Genomic DNA, 14,519 nt, shown 5'->3' with positions numbered 1-14,519 from the left:
GGGGGGCTGGCACCACAGTTCATGGTCGGAAACAGGCGCCAGGGGCTATGCAGCTATCCGCTGCCTTGTTTTCTGGAATTTTCGTGGATTCCGCGGCCCGGTGAAGCGCTCAGGGGTTTTCCGGAGCTGGCGAGCAATTGCTGCCGCCTCCTGCGCGGCCGGGCGGTCCGCCGGATCCATGGCCGTCAAGGCGGAGAGGAAGCGGTTCCAGGCAGGACTCAATCCAGCCGGGAGCTCGGGATTGCGCAGCGTCCTGGCCACCAGTGACTCAATAGGAGTGCCAGGAAACGCTTTGGCGCCCGTGAGGCACTCGATAAAGACCAGGCCCATTGCATAGATGTCCCACGCAGGCATGACATCGCCACCGGCTGCCTGCTCGGGGCTCATGTAGTGCACAGTCCCTGTGGAGCTCCCGGCTACCACCACTGATCCAGCGTCGGTGGCAACACCAAAATCGATAATCCGCACCGGGCTGCGTCGAAGCCCACTCAGGGCAAGATTGCTTGGTTTGATGTCTCGGTGGACCAGATTGCGGCCATGGACGTGTGCCAGGCCGGACAGGAGATGCTCAGCCCAGAGTGCAACTTGCGCCGGCGGGCAGGGACCGGAAGCGGTGGCCTGGGCTAGCGTCCCGGAATGGGCGAACTCCTGGACAAGGAATGTGCGGCCCTCAATCCCGCCGCTTTCAGCATCAGAAGATGCCGCAGCCCTGGATTCGGCGGATCCGTGTTTTCCGGTAACCCTGCAAAAATCCGGGTCCCTGGCAGCACCGGACTGTAGCATCCCGTGGTCGAGGTACTTTGCGACGGAAGGGTGGTCAAGACGCTGAAGAATCGCTGCCTCGTTTTGCAGCAGATGGCCTTTGCCCGCGCTTCCACGGGCGGAGAACTTGATCGCTACGGTTCGCTGTTCGGCGGTATCAACAGCCTGGAAGACCACCGCCATGGAGCCTCGACCCACCAGCCCCTGGAGGATGTACCGCCCGTTGATGAGCTCGCCGGTTGTCACGGCCCTGTGCAGGTCAGCCACCAGGGGACGTTTACTCGCCCCGCTCGGTGCGCCGCCTGGGTCGGAGGCCATCAGCCTGCCCGGAGGCCCAACTGTTGCTGGACCACCGGTCGGGACCAAGGTTTTCCTGAATCGATCGGGCCCCGGGCGGGATCGATGGAGTGGGATTCGAGAGTCCAGATATCAAGCTGGAATCCGCACATGCAGCGCCACACGGGGGGAAGGTCCTCAGAATCCCGCTCCGGGGCAAAAGTGTAGGCGACCGCACCCCCCGCTTGGGCAGGGGTGAAGAGCGTCATGGATGCCCCGCAGTGGGTCGGTGGAACCTGCGTTGATACAGGTAATCCACCAGGGCGAGGTCCCGACTCGGGCAACTCGAAAAAGCTGACCAAGGAACTCACGACTCCTGATTACATTCGATGTATTAAGTAAAGTAAGCATACATAGTAAATTGTGGACTAGCCAACCATAGAACCCATCGTCAATCCCTGAGAACGGTCCCCTACAGCATTTCGTACCGGATTCATCCGTGGAGTTCTTGTAAGCCTTACCGGTCGGAAACACGGCCGAAACTGCCGGTGCATAGGCTTCCAGCACAACCCTCCACTGAATTGAGGACGAAGTGCAGACCAATCCAAGGCTCAACATCAGGCATGTGACCTGGGCCAATCCCGTGGGCGCCGACCTCCGCCGTGCCCAGCAGTCGGAACTTGATGCGCGCTTTGGCAAGCCTAATCACGAGCCGGGCACGCCTCCGTCGGAGACCGACTGCGCCGTCTTCCTGGTGGCCTACGATAAAGCCTCGGGACAGCCGGTGGGATGCGGCGGCCTCCGGCTCCTGGACAGCGAAACGGCCGAGATCAAGCGCCTATACGTCCTGCCCTACACCCGGGGGTCGGGCGTGGCCAGTTCCATGCTGGCCGCGCTGGAAGCGGAGGCATTCAAGCAGGGTATTACCCGGGTCAAGGCAGAAGCCGGCTCGGCACAGGCGGACGGCCGGCAGTTCTACCTCCATGCTGGGTTCGAGATTATTCCCAACTATGGGCCATACGCAGGCCAGCTGCACTCTCAGTGCTTTGCCAAAACCATCAACTCGCACAGCGCAGCCCACACGGCAATGGCCTAGAGCCCTGACCGCGTGCGCGCCGGTTGCGGCCAGGGCCCCTAGGGTAGTGCGCACCTAGGCTGACGCACCTGGGGCCTGCTGAGTCCTTCCGCTCCCCGACGGAAAAGCGGCTAGACGCCAGCCATGCGGATGCTCAGCGCACCGGCATCGATCGTCATGGTTACGTGTTTGCTTTCACCCTCATGGTCGCCGTCGAGCTGGTAGTCCTGGCCATGCTCGACACTCACCTCAACCGAGGTGCCAGCGAAATATTCGACGGCGGTCTGCTTGCTGCGTCCCCGGCCCACCAGCCCGGCAATGACGGTAAGCCAGCCAAACCGCCCCTTGGGGGCCAAAACGACGATGTCCAACACGCCGTCGTCCAGCTTCGCGTTGGGAAAAATTTCCACGCCGCCCTGGACCTTGCCGCAGTTTCCCACCATGACGCTGCGAACACGTCGCTGCACAACAGTCTTGCCATCGAGGACGATCGTGGCTTTCACCGGTTTTCCTGGGAGGTTCCGGATTCCGGCATCCACGTAGGCCAACCAGCCGACCTTGCCTTTGAGCTCCTCGTTGGTGTCAGCCATGATGGTTGCGTCATAGCCGAGCCCCGCCATGACCAGGAATATCTTCCCGGTGTCCGTGTCCCCCTGGCGTGCCCGGACCACATCGATCTTCCGCTCGGTACCCGTGATGGCACCGGCAATGGCTCCGGCGACGTCTGTGACGTCCATCCCGAGATTGCGCGCCAGGAGGTTCCCGGTGCCCAGTGGAATCAACCCCAGCGGCGTACCGGTCCCAGCCAGGACTTCTCCCACACAACGGACAGTCCCATCGCCGCCGGCCGCGATCACGACTGCGGCGCCGAGTCGGAGCGCCTCTCGGGCTTGACCCACGCCAGGATCATCCTTGGTCGTTTCGAGCCAGATCGGCTCATCCCAGCCGTTCTGCTGTGACGTTTCCGTCAGGATTTTCCGGACATCGACGCTCACCGTCTTCGACGGGTTAATAATGATCGCCGCGCGGGGAGCGGAGGCAGAACTAGTGGGGGCTGACATGGCGTCCTTCGTGATACTTGGCCGGATTGCGCCTGCTGGCACCGGTCTCGATAATCCTGTTGGACAAAAGCGTAGCTGGGATCCTGCCCCGACAGGCATTTCGCCCGCACCCGGTCCCGTGGGTAGGCCTCCCTAGGTGAGCCTGACCAGCGCCTGAACGGGAGCGTGGTCACTGGGATACCGGCCTCCGGTGGTGCTGGTATTGATTGCAGCCTGCAGCACGGCGACATCGGGCGTGGCAAGAATCCAGTCAATTCTTCCTCCATCCACCACGGGCTCCTGATAGTCGGGGAACGTTCCGTATTCTGGAGTCAGCCGGCGGGCGGCGGCGTTCCAGGTATCAACGACGCCGCCGTCCCGTACCAGTGTGGAATAGGCACTTGACGCTTCTGCCCGCGAGTTGAAGTCGCCGGTCAGGATAGTTGGTATGCCGGGGTGCCTGGCTTCCAGTTCAAGCAGAGCCTGGGCACTGCGGATCCTCGCGTTCTCCGATTCGTGGTCGAAGTGTGTGTTGACCACCAGGACCTGGCGCCCCGTGGAAAGGTCCTTGAACCGTCCCCAGGTGACAATCCTCGTGACGGTGTTGCCCCAGGTCGCCGACCCGATCAGTTCCGGGTTATCAGAAAGCCAGTATTGATCCCATTCCAGAAGGTCGAGGCGGCGGTCGTCAAAGAAGATCGCTGAATACTCGCCTTCGCTTCCACCATCGCGGCCGTAGCCAACGAAGTCAAAATACTCCGGCAGTGCCTCTTCGATTGCCATGAGCTGGTGGAAGAGCGCTTCCTGCACACCCATGATGGTCGGTTGCTCTGTGGCCAACAGGGCCCGGATGGGGCCAATCCGGTCCTGCCAGAAGTCTGGGTTCCCGGGACCTGCCGCCGGATTGTCGAAACGGATGTTGAAGCTCATGATGTGGAGCTCGCCATCTCCGGCGGGTCCAATCAACGCGGCCGTGTCAGTCTGTGGGGGTGCCGCTTCCGCAGTGGCTGCATGGCTGAAAACGGCGCCCGCAACTCCCAGCGCCCCCGCCGCCGTCAGGGCTGATCGGCGGGACACGGTCTGGTTCGCAGTCATGGAAAACTCCAGGTTTGGCGGCGAGTACACCTCCATACTTCTTGGCCAAGCTGTCCCTCCGCAAGCCCCCATGTGAACATCACGCAACGTTGGTATGAAAACCTGCCCGCAGCCGAACCCTGTTCGCCGCATCGGCAGATTGCCGAACTCCACGCGAGCGGGCGAGATCGCCCGAAACAGGAACGGCAGCAAAAACTAACAGGCTTCTGACCTGCCGGAAATCACCTGGCAATACAGAGCCGCCAGACTTAGTTGACCGGCACAAGCCGGCAAGCGCTCCCAGCAGGAGGCCAGACCATGGAAACAACACTTCCCCGTCATGCTGCGCCATCAAGGCGCGTGAGGGCACTGGAGCAACTCCACCGCGGAGACCGAATTGAAGTACGCATCGCCGTTGGGCGGACGTACGACGACGTCGTCATACGCCGCGGCCCTGTCCTGGAGACTGCCCCCGGGATCCGGGTTGTCTGGATGATCGATGAGGCCACGGGAATGCGACGGGTGGTCAACGCCGACGAATGCACTGTGTGGCGACTTTCCTGAGCCGCACGGTCATTGGAGTGGGTGGGTCTGTCGCATGTCCGAACCGCCCACTCCGGTTCCTCACCTACTTCTCGTGCGGGCCAAGGTCAGGTTCCGCGGCAAACCTGAGTTCGCGCGTCACGCTTCCGTGCAATTCGAGGATCATGACGTCGTTGCGGCCTTCCCGGACCAGCGGACCGGGCACGTAGAGCGTTCGCTGCGGTCCGCGGCTCCAGTAACGTCCCAGGTTAAACCCATTGATGAAGGCGTTTCCCTTGGTCCAGCCGTCCAGGCAGAGGTAGCGGTCGCCCGGACCGCTTGCCTCGAACGTTGCGAAGGACACCGACGGTCCAGGCACCCCGGAGGTTGTTCCCACGTCAATCGCTCGCTCGCGCAGAGTACCCAGTCGGCCCATATCAAGGGGCGTCATCTCCCAGTGCATCAGTCCGACACCATCCAGGGCGACTGGGCCGATCAGTCCCTTTACCTCTCCAATACGGGCTCCGTAGTTGACCCGGCCCTGGTCCTCAACCAGAATCTGAAGCAGACCCGGCCCTGGAAGGGTAATGGCACGTTCTCCTAGTTCCCGGCTCAGGACCCCCACCGGTGCCCCGTTGAGGAAAACCTGGGCCCGATCACGCACCTGGGCAACGGTGAGCACTCCTCCGCGGTTCGCGTCGGTGCTGTACAGGCCGAACCCCCGGTAGTGCTCCACGTCCTCCATGGTGGGAGCTCCGTCGCGAAAAGAGAGGGCTGAGCCCAGGCTGCTGACCACTTCCAGTAGCGGTACCGCGGATTCGACAGTGAGGGTTTCCGGAACGCCTTGTCCGCGGGGCAAGGGATCCTCCGCCGGAACGGCGAAGTACTTTCCAATGACCTCCTTGAAAGCGAAGTACTTCTCCGTTGGAAAGCCATCTTCACTCAGGGGTGCGTCGTAATCGTAGGAGGTGATGGTGGGCTCGTAGATTCCCTTGTCATTGGCACCGTTTGTGAAGCCAAAATTGCTGCCGCCATGGAACATGTAGATGTTGACCGAGGCGCCTGCCGCGAGAAGCGCATCCAACTCAGCCGCAGACGCCGCAGCATCAGTGGTGTGATGGTGGGTGCCCCAGTTGTCAAACCAGCCATTCCAGAACTCGGCACACATCAACGGCCCGGTCGGCTGCTGCGAGCGCAGAAACTCCAGGCGCTCCGTGGCTCGTGACCCGAACGTTCCGGTCTTATGCAGTTCGGGCAGGGAGCCGTCCTCAATCATGGTGCCGAAAGGCTGATCGCAGGTAAAAAGGGGAACATCAATTCCCAGCTGCTTGACGGTGTCCACGAGGTGCCGAAGGTAGGCCTTGTCCTTGCCGTAGGCACCGTACTCGTTTTCGATCTGTACCATAATGACCGGGCCGCCGCGGCTGACCTGGCGCTCCGCGACAGTGGGCAGCAGTGCTGACAGGAAGAGGTCGACGGCGGCGAGGTAGCCAGGTTCACTGCTGCGCACGCCAATGGTCGGGTTGCGAAACAGCCAGGCAGGCAACCCACCGTTATCCCACTCAGCGCAGATAAAGGGACCTGGCCTGACAATGGCACGCATCCCTTCAGCTGCCACTAGATCCAGGAAACGGCCAAGGTCCAACTGGCCAGCATCAAGGTACGTTCCTGGATCCGGCATGTGTTCATTCCACGGGACGTAGGTCTCGATGGTGTTGAGCCCCATCAGTCGCGCTTTGTGGATCCGATCGGCCCAGAGGTCCGGATGAACCCGGAAGTAGTGGATGGCGCCCGAAAGGACACGGAAAGGTTCGTCGTTAAACAGAAAATCCTTCTCGCCCACAGCAAAAGTGCCCACAGTGTTCTCCTTTTCGACTGGCGGGCAACAGCAACTCTTTTGGTGCACGTGGTACGCCTCGCCCTCATGACCACGTCCTGGATGGCGACGTGAACGCGCCCCACCCCGAACAGAAGTTTAGTGTCCGGAGCAGGCATCTGGCGGGAAGCGTGCCAACTGCCAGGAGGTGACCTGTCAGCCCCCGGCCACGGATGCGATAATCAGCACTTCCCGCCCAGGCCATACGGGTGTGGAAAGCCCCTCCAGGCGCCGGGACTCGTCACCATCGACGTAGATATTGACGTAGCGCCTCAGCATTCCGGCTTCGTCGCAAAGGCGTCGGCCAAGAAGGGGATACTCCTGGCCAAGATGGGTCAGAACATCCTGGATCGTGGAACCTCCGGGGAGCGGGACCCAGACTGAAGAGTGCCCGTTGGCCGACGGGTGGAGGACGCTTGGCAGGACCACCTCAAGGCGTGGCAACACTGCAGGCTCAGACATCACTCAGGCCATCGATGCGGACCGTAGGGGAACCAGGCCTGGTGCTGCCTCTCCTGCCAGGACCGCAACGCGGACACAGAGAACGTCCGGGAGGTGGGAGAACACTTCATTGAACGTTGTTCCCTCGTCGGCGCTGGCGTAGACAGAACCGCCCCTGGTTCCAAAATAGACTCCCACCGGGTCTGCGGAATCGGTTGCCGCCGCGTCGCGGAGCACGACGTTGTACTCCTCCGCAGGCAGGCCGCTGTCCGATCGTTGCCAGGTTGCACCGGCGTCATCCGTTCGGTGAACTGCCAGCTTTCCCTCTGGTGGAATCCGTTCGCCGTCGGCTGTGAGCGGGATGACCCATGCAGTACCGGAGCGAACGGGATGCGCCAGCATGACAAAACCGAAGTCTGCGGGTAGGCCCTCGGCAATGGACGTCCAGGAATCAGCATTGTCATCGGTTCGGTAGACACCGTGATGATTCTGGGCATAAAGCCTTCCAGCCGTGGCGCCATCGGCGGCTATTTTATGGACGCACTGACCAAATTCCGGGGAGGGCTCGGGCATGAAATAGGCCGAAATGCCCTGATTGCAGGGTTTCCAGGAGTCTCCGCCGTCGACCGAGCGGTAGACGCCACCAGTACTCATGGCAACGTGCACCGTGCCGCCATCATTGTTCACAACAACCGAATGGGCGGCGCCACCCCCGAAACCCTCTCCCCAGTCTGCGCGGTGCGGATGATCCCACAGCCCGCGATTAAGCGAAAAATGTTCCCCACCGTCTGTTGAGCGCCACAGCGAGATCGGCTCACATCCAGCCCACACGACGCCGGGGCGCGATTCCGCATCAGGATGGATCTGCCAGACCCGCTCCAGGACGGCACCTGTGCTTTCAGGGAAAGCAATTGCGCCGTGGTCAGGTTCGTGCCACGTAGCACCCAGATCATCTGAATGAGCGACGGTGGGGCCCCAGTGTTCGGAGCGGAGACCCACCAGGATTCGCCGTCCCCCACCCCTCGTATCGATCCCAATGCTCGGAATCTCACTCATCAGGAAATACGGGCCGGAGCGCGTCCAGTTCGCCCGGTCAGGGCTCGTGGCGAGCCATAGTCCCTTTTTGGTTCCAACGGCCATGAGGAAGCTCTGGTGGGTAGCCATAAGCCCATGGAAGCACCACCGATCCGCTGGCGCAATGGCCGGAACAAAATTGTGTCAGATGCTTGTGGTGGCGCCCACGTCAGTCTGCAAACTCCGACTGTGCCTCGATGAAATTCCAGTCATCATCGGTCAGGACAGCTGTTGGGTCGTCCGGATGGGGACCGCCAGCCTCCGCAATGCCCTGCATAACAAACAGTGGCAATTCGTCGGCCCGCAGGTGCTCCCGCAACCATTCTTTCGGGTTCTTGCCCAGGTCCAGCCACCACATGAAAATCTCCACCGTGCACCGTCCAATCGCCGTGAATCCCTGATCTTCACGACCCACCCTCGCGCCATCTCAACCTTAATCCTCCCCTGGTGTCCATTCAAGGGTGCGGCGGGATGACATCTGCCAAATCCAGCGGCGGGACGCTTCCCGGCCGTCCATAAACTAAACCGAAAGTACTAATCCCACGTGCTGGCGGCCCGGTATCTGCGCGGGTACTGTGTTGAATGCAGGCCGACGGAGACGTCAACACCTGCCCCAAAGCTGCTCCGGAGTGCGTATCCCCCAATAACGCGCTCCGGAGCTTTTTTTGGGCCTGTCGCTGGCATGGCGGAGTCGTCGACGGGAAACAAGACCAGAAAATAATACCCCCAGGGGGTACTTGACCAATACCCCCCAAGGGTATATGTTCACACCATGAGCCCTTCCCAAGACGAGACCCCCACCCCGACTGCCGATCCGTCGTCGGACGCTGCCGCACTCGAGCGTGGCCCGGGATATTCGTCCAACAAGGACGCCTACCTTCGAAGGCTTCGACGCATCGAAGGCCAGGTTCGTGGAATCGCCCGTATGGTTGCGGACGACACCTACTGCATCGATGTCCTAACACAGATGGCTGCCGTGAACAAGGCCCTCCACGCAGTCAGCCTGGGCCTGGTGGAGGAGCATATTGGGCACTGCGTAGTAGGTGCCGCTGCAGAGCCCGACCCCGCACTGCGCGAAATCGCCATCGATGAGAAGGTCAAAGAAGCAACCAGCGCAATCGGCCGGTTGCTCAGGTGAGCGCCATCCGAAATCTCATGGACAACGACGCCACAACCACCGATCACGCCGGGCATGCCACGGCAAACGTCACCAAGGAGCCATCATGAGCAACACCACTATCAGCGTTTCCGGCATGACCTGCAACCACTGCGTCGCGGCCGTCACCGAGGAGCTGGAATCCCTCAAAGGTGTAACAGGCGTCCACGTCGACCTCAACGGCGGCGGGGTTTCAACAGTCGTCATCAACTCCAACCTGACACTGTCCCCCGCCGAAATCGGTGAAGCAGTGGCAGAAGCCGGGTACCTGGTTGTAGCCAACGAGGCCTAGGGCAACCAGACATTACCAGCAGAACTGAGGAATTCATGGGTGCTGACCCGATTATCGTCACCACGGATGGCGCTTCCCAGCGGGTACTTTCCCTCGATATTGGGGGCATGACCTGCGCATCGTGCGTGGGTCGCGTCGAGCGCAAACTGGGAAAGATCGACGGCGTCTCAGCGTCGGTGAATTTACCCCTGGAAACCGCACGTGTCACAGTCCCTGCTGGCGTCACTGACCAAGACATCATCCAGGCGGTCACTGCCACCGGCTACACCGCCCGGCTCAGCAGTCCACAGGCCCCCTCCCGCCAGCAAACGGACACTCCGCAGGCCGTCCCACCCGCACATGGGCCAGCCAGCGGAACTGTCCCGGAAAAGGTGGCCGTCACGGCGCCCTCCCTGCGTCCTCGGCTCCTGCTTGCAGCCACCCTTACGGTTCCGGTTTTCTTGATCTCCATGATCCCTGCACTGCACTTCCCGCAGTGGGGCTGGGTTGTGGGTGCCCTGGCCCTGCCGGTGGTGACATGGGCTGCGTGGCCCTTCCACCGGGCGGCAGCGGTCAATGCGCGGCACTTCTCCTCCACCATGGACACCCTGGTCTCGCTCGGAGTCACGGCAGCCTATGTGTTTTCCGCATGGCAGCTCATCGCCGCGCCAGACCTGACGGCAAACCCGGTCATGGAATCGATGGGTGGAATGGCTGCGGGCGGACTTTACTTTGAAGTGGCCGCCGTCGTGACGACTTTCCTGTTGCTGGGTCGATACCTCGAGGCCAATGCAAAGCGCCAAGCAGGCGATGCCCTGCGCACCCTGCTAAGCCTGGGTGCCAAGGATGCGACAGTGCTGGTCCAGGGTGTTGAACGGCGGGTACCCGCAGCACAGTTGTCGGTAGGCGACATCCTGGTAATCCGTCCCGGTGAGAAAATCGCCACCGACGGCGAGGTAACAGAGGGGCGTTCCGCGGTTGACGCGTCTCTCGTGACAGGCGAATCGCTGCCAGTCGACGTCGGCCCTGGAAGTTCAGTCACCGGCGCCACCATCAATACCTCCGGTCGCCTCCTGGTGCGTGCCACCAGGGTGGGGCCCGACACTACCCTCGCCCGCATGGGCGCACTCGTGGCGCAGGCACAGACCGGGAAGGCTCCCATTGCACGGCTCGCAGACAGGATCAGCGCCGTTTTTGTCCCTGTTGTACTCGTCATAGCGATCCTGACGTTTGGCGCCTGGCTCCTCGTGGCCGCACCGGACGTCAGCCAAACGGAACTGCAGTCCGCCTTCACTGCCGCCGTCGCCGTTCTGGTCATTGCCTGCCCGTGCGCCCTGGGCCTCGCCACTCCCGTGGGACTTCTCACCGGCACGGGCCGAGGGGCCGAACTGGGCATCCTCATCAAGGGACCGCAAATCCTGGAGGACACCCGGACCGTTGACACTATCGTGTTGGATAAAACTGGCACCGTGACCAACGGCGTCCTTGCCGTTTCAGTCACCGAGCCGCTGGACGGATTTACTCAAGCCCAGCTCCTGCGCCTTGCCGGTGCTGTGGAGAATTCGTCCGAGCATCCCATTGGCCGGGCAATTGCCAATGCCGCCCGGGGCGCAACCAGCGACGGCGGAACAGCCCACGTGCAGAACTTCCGGTCCGCTGCCGGTGGTGGGGTGGCCGGCGACGTGGACGGCCACGACGTCCTGGTCGGCGGTACCACCTGGCTGACGGGAAACGGCGTCACGATCGACCCGCCACACGAAGCACGGCTCTTGTCCGCAGAAGATGCGGGAGCAACAGCAGTCTGGGTAGCCGTTGATGGACGTCCTGCCGGGATCATCTCCCTGCAGGACAGCATCAAGGAAGGCTCCGGAGCCGCAATCGCCAAGCTCCGGGAGTTGGGCCTGCGTCCGCTGCTGGTCACAGGAGATAACGGTGCCGTGGCTGCGCAGGTGGCGTCCGCCGTCGGGATTCCGGCCAGCGACGTCATGGCGGCAGTCTCGCCGGAAGGCAAGGTCGACGCTGTCCGAAGGCTCCAGTCCCAGGGATCAACCGTGGCAATGGCAGGTGATGGGGTCAACGATGCCGCGGCCCTGGCGCAGGCAGACCTTGGCATCGCCATGGGGTCAGGCACGGATGTCGCCATCGAGGCCGCCGACCTGACAGTCATGGGGAGCGACCTCCAGCAGGTTGCCCTGGCAATTGAACTCTCCAGGAAAACACTTGCCACTATCAAAACCAACCTTTTTTGGGCCTTCCTCTACAACGCAATCGGAATTCCCGTAGCTGCGCTGGGCCTGCTCAACCCCATGGTGGCCGGCGGGGCCATGGCAGCCAGCTCTGTCCTAGTGGTGGCAAACTCACTACGACTGCGTCGTTTTGGCCGGTAGGACTGAGGAAAAAAGGACATGGGGAGGTGTCCCCATCGACGGGTCCAACGGCTCAGGATAGGTTCTATGTATTGGAACTTCCGGAGACGCCGGAGGCCACGGGGGATGCCGGCATGTTTCGGATCCACACAATCTGAAGGAGAACATCATGGCCATTTGGGGCGCAGACATTCAGCAGCTCAAGGACCTCGGTCAGAGGCTTGTCACCGGCGCACAGGCCATCGAAGACCAGAAGAGCCAGCTCACCAAGGCTCTTGCCGGCACCGACTGGAAGGGTCCCGATGCAGATCGCTTCCGCAACGAGTGGAGCGGCCAGCACACAGCCGCCCTCAACAAGGTCGCCGCGGCACTGAAGGACGCCGGTCAGCAGGCCAAGAAGAACGCTCAGCAGCAGGAGACAGCTTCCAGCTAGGAAGCTGCTTCAGGAAAGGCCCGGAGGCACACTGTGCGTCCGGGCCTTTCCTGTTTCATGGCGACACTCAGGGAACCGGTTCCACATCATTGGCGTGATCCAGTGGCGTGCTGCGTGTCCCGGAGTTTGCGCTATGACCAGCAGGTTTGCCGCGAATCTCGTCAAGCCGGACCAGGACAACGCCACCAACTATCAGCAGGCCGCCAGCAAGCTGGATAGGCGCCGGGAGCTCCCCCAAGAGAAGCCACGCCCAGACCACGGCGAAGAGCACTTCGGTCAGTGACACAAAGGATGCAACCTTGGAGCCCAGAGCCCTCGATGCCATCACGCCGCTGACGTAGGCAAGGACAGTGGCCAGGACAACCAGACCTGCCAGCGCTACCCACCAGGGTGCCCGCCATGCGCCAAGGGTTGTGTCAGCCGTACTGAAAACCAAGGGAACGATCCCGACGGCCGCCGCCACCCACATCACTGCCGCGCCCACCATCAGTCCCACGGCAGCGAGGACGAGCGGTGGAAGGGAGTCGTTCTGCCGCGCCGTGATGAAAAAGTAGATTGCCAGGCAGACAGCTGCCCCGAGACCCCAAAAAACACCTACAGGATCGATAACCACAGCGCCCGTGAGGTCAAGGACGAGGATCAGTCCACCAAGAGAGAGCAGCGTGCCGGCAATGGTCCATGCGCCGGGCTTGCGCCTGCTGGCGACCCAGAGCCAGAGCACGATCAGGACGGGGGCAAGGTATTCCAATAGGAGTGCGACACCCACCGACAGCCTGGCCACCGCGTTGAAATAGAAGAGTTGGCAGGCAGCGACGCCAATCAATCCAAAGAGGCCGATCGTAAGCCAGTTGCTTCGCAGTTGGTACCACCGGCCGCGGAGGGCGAGGAACGCAGGCAGGAGAAGTATGAGCGCCGCTCCCGTCAGCCTGGCGGTAACGGCGGCGCCAGGGCTCCAGCCACTCTCCAGCAAGGCCTTGGCGAAGGATCCGGAAAGACCAAAAACTGCTGAAGAAAACAGCGCAATTCCAAGTCCTGAACCCAAGAAATAATGGGCCGGCCGGCGCCAGCTGGAGTGTACGGCTGCCACAGCTCCCCCTGTCAGGAGTAAAGTTGGATATTGGTCCTGACAATACGCTGGAATTTCGTAAGGAGTCAAGATGGTTTTTGCACCTGACACCGAGCTTGAGTTGCGCACAGTAGTCCACCTGATAAACACCGCAGCAAATCAGGCGGAACTGCTGGGCACGGAGGCGGATCTTGCGTCGTTCCTGGATGCCGAGAGATTTACGGGGATCAGATCTGGGACGCCGGAGGAACTGGCTTCGGTTCACATGCTGCGGGGGCAACTGCGGGCGCTCTGGGGCAGCTCGGAAGAGGCTGCAGTCGAGATCATCAATAGGCTTCTGAGGGCGGGCCGTGCACTTCCGCAGCTTCGCCGACACGACGGATGCGACTGGCACTTCCACGCCACAACCCCGGACGCCCCCCTGCGGGACAGGATGAGCACAGAAGCGGCCATGGCAGTTGCGGACGTGGTCCGGGGGAAAGAGATGGGCCGCATGCTGACGTGCGCTGCAGAAGACTGCGACGCAGTTCTTATTGACCTCAGCCGCAACCGGTCAAAGCGCTACTGCGACACCGGCAACTGCGCCAACCGTGCGCACGTAGCGGCGTACCGTGCGCGTCAGGCCGGCATCTAGGTCGCTTCGTGGTGAAGCAGACACTGCTGGCCAAGGGCGCCCAAGCTGGCGATCCAGCGTCAGGACGGGTCTGTCCCGTTGGTGCCAGAGGTGCCAGAATCGAAGCGTGGATCGGCGGGGTTTGCGGCAGATCCGCTGCCCGGCTTGGGTGCCGAACTGAGGTTCACACCGGAACCTTTGCCAAGATGCTCAGGGTTTTCCTTGTAGCTCATGGAGAGCATTGCAGCAATGACGAGAGTGACAATAAAGGCTATTCCGGCCCCCGTGAGGGCAAGATCAATGCGTGGCGCCCCGGCGCTTCCTCCGGAGGCAAAGATGAGCACGGCCACGAAAGCAAGGACCGCCCAGAAAGCGGAAAAAAGCAACGGGCCCTTCACCGAGGTCCGCATCGATTGCGGTTTGCCTGGTTCCTGGTTTGCCACGTTGTGTCCTTCCTGTGGGCGCACTGAGTGC

General features: G+C 61.9%; 16 protein-coding genes. 7 read left to right on the top strand and 9 right to left on the bottom strand.

Annotated features, from left to right (window positions below; translation table 11 throughout):
• Positions 1 to 45 precede the first annotated feature (45 nt).
• Positions 46 to 1,029, bottom strand: coding sequence for a serine/threonine-protein kinase (locus QMG79_RS10915; protein WP_283538610.1), 984 nt, complete (start codon positions 1,027 to 1,029; stop codon positions 46 to 48).
• A 601-nt stretch (positions 1,030 to 1,630) separates the two neighbouring features.
• Between QMG79_RS10915 and QMG79_RS10910 the strand changes: the two genes are divergently transcribed.
• Positions 1,631 to 2,134 (top strand): GNAT family N-acetyltransferase, encoded by a 504-nt coding sequence (locus QMG79_RS10910; protein WP_283538609.1) that lies wholly within the window; start codon positions 1,631 to 1,633, stop codon positions 2,132 to 2,134.
• A 110-nt stretch (positions 2,135 to 2,244) separates the two neighbouring features.
• Here the strand turns inward: QMG79_RS10910 and QMG79_RS10905 are convergent, their stop codons facing one another.
• A complete protein-coding gene (locus QMG79_RS10905) occupies positions 2,245 to 3,174 on the bottom strand; it encodes a diacylglycerol/lipid kinase family protein (RefSeq protein ID WP_283538608.1) in 930 nt (309 codons plus the stop codon).
• A 132-nt stretch (positions 3,175 to 3,306) separates the two neighbouring features.
• On the bottom strand, positions 3,307 to 4,248 hold the full coding sequence (locus tag QMG79_RS10900) for an endonuclease/exonuclease/phosphatase family protein (RefSeq protein WP_283538607.1): 942 nt from the start codon (positions 4,246 to 4,248) through the stop codon (positions 3,307 to 3,309).
• Between the two features lie 297 nt (positions 4,249 to 4,545).
• Between QMG79_RS10900 and QMG79_RS10895 the strand changes: the two genes are divergently transcribed.
• On the top strand, positions 4,546 to 4,791 hold the full coding sequence (locus QMG79_RS10895; protein WP_283538606.1) for a hypothetical protein: 246 nt from the start codon (positions 4,546 to 4,548) through the stop codon (positions 4,789 to 4,791).
• A gap of 64 nt (positions 4,792 to 4,855) precedes the next feature.
• Here the strand turns inward: QMG79_RS10895 and QMG79_RS10890 are convergent, their stop codons facing one another.
• From QMG79_RS10890 to QMG79_RS10875, 4 genes are all read right to left on the bottom strand, one after another.
• Complete coding sequence (locus QMG79_RS10890) at positions 4,856 to 6,607, bottom strand: glycoside hydrolase family 35 protein (RefSeq protein WP_283538605.1); 1,752 nt, start codon at positions 6,605 to 6,607, stop codon at positions 4,856 to 4,858.
• 174 nt (positions 6,608 to 6,781) lie between these two features.
• Positions 6,782 to 7,087, bottom strand: a complete 306-nt coding sequence (locus QMG79_RS10885) for a MoaD/ThiS family protein (protein WP_283538604.1) — start codon at positions 7,085 to 7,087, stop codon at positions 6,782 to 6,784.
• A 3-nt stretch (positions 7,088 to 7,090) separates the two neighbouring features.
• On the bottom strand, positions 7,091 to 8,230 hold the full coding sequence (locus tag QMG79_RS10880) for a WD40/YVTN/BNR-like repeat-containing protein (protein WP_283538603.1): 1,140 nt from the start codon (positions 8,228 to 8,230) through the stop codon (positions 7,091 to 7,093).
• A gap of 79 nt (positions 8,231 to 8,309) precedes the next feature.
• Positions 8,310 to 8,510: a hypothetical protein gene (locus QMG79_RS10875; protein ID WP_283538713.1), complete on the bottom strand. Its 201-nt coding sequence runs from the start codon at positions 8,508 to 8,510 to the stop codon at positions 8,310 to 8,312.
• Between the two features lie 402 nt (positions 8,511 to 8,912).
• Here QMG79_RS10875 and QMG79_RS10870 point away from each other — a divergent pair, with 402 nt between their 5' ends.
• The 4 genes from QMG79_RS10870 (at position 8,913) to QMG79_RS10855 (ending at position 12,366) form a co-directional block, all read left to right on the top strand.
• Positions 8,913 to 9,278 (top strand): metal-sensitive transcriptional regulator, encoded by a 366-nt coding sequence (locus tag QMG79_RS10870; protein ID WP_283538602.1) that lies wholly within the window; start codon positions 8,913 to 8,915, stop codon positions 9,276 to 9,278.
• An 85-nt stretch (positions 9,279 to 9,363) separates the two neighbouring features.
• Positions 9,364 to 9,588: a heavy-metal-associated domain-containing protein gene (locus QMG79_RS10865; protein ID WP_283538601.1), complete on the top strand. Its 225-nt coding sequence runs from the start codon at positions 9,364 to 9,366 to the stop codon at positions 9,586 to 9,588.
• Between the two features lie 35 nt (positions 9,589 to 9,623).
• Positions 9,624 to 11,954: a heavy metal translocating P-type ATPase gene (locus QMG79_RS10860; RefSeq protein ID WP_283538600.1), complete on the top strand. Its 2,331-nt coding sequence runs from the start codon at positions 9,624 to 9,626 to the stop codon at positions 11,952 to 11,954.
• Between the two features lie 148 nt (positions 11,955 to 12,102).
• On the top strand, positions 12,103 to 12,366 hold the full coding sequence (locus tag QMG79_RS10855; RefSeq protein ID WP_283538599.1) for a hypothetical protein: 264 nt from the start codon (positions 12,103 to 12,105) through the stop codon (positions 12,364 to 12,366).
• A gap of 67 nt (positions 12,367 to 12,433) precedes the next feature.
• On the opposite strand, the gene QMG79_RS10850 is transcribed toward QMG79_RS10855, so the two are convergent.
• Positions 12,434 to 13,453 (bottom strand): EamA family transporter, encoded by a 1,020-nt coding sequence (locus tag QMG79_RS10850; protein WP_283538598.1) that lies wholly within the window; start codon positions 13,451 to 13,453, stop codon positions 12,434 to 12,436.
• 70 nt (positions 13,454 to 13,523) lie between these two features.
• Here QMG79_RS10850 and QMG79_RS10845 point away from each other — a divergent pair, with 70 nt between their 5' ends.
• Positions 13,524 to 14,066 (top strand): CGNR zinc finger domain-containing protein, encoded by a 543-nt coding sequence (locus QMG79_RS10845; RefSeq protein ID WP_283538597.1) that lies wholly within the window; start codon positions 13,524 to 13,526, stop codon positions 14,064 to 14,066.
• Positions 14,067 to 14,125: 59 nt separating this feature from the next.
• Here the strand turns inward: QMG79_RS10845 and QMG79_RS10840 are convergent, their stop codons facing one another.
• A complete protein-coding gene (locus tag QMG79_RS10840; RefSeq protein ID WP_283538596.1) occupies positions 14,126 to 14,488 on the bottom strand; it encodes a hypothetical protein in 363 nt (120 codons plus the stop codon).
• Between the last annotated feature and the right edge of the window lie 31 nt (positions 14,489 to 14,519).

The organism is Pseudarthrobacter sp. PS3-L1 (assembly GCF_030063285.1).
Lineage (GTDB): Bacteria > Actinomycetota > Actinomycetes > Actinomycetales > Micrococcaceae > Arthrobacter.
The sequence above is the reverse complement of the archived record's forward strand: the minus strand, read 5'-3'. Positions and strand labels throughout refer to the sequence as shown.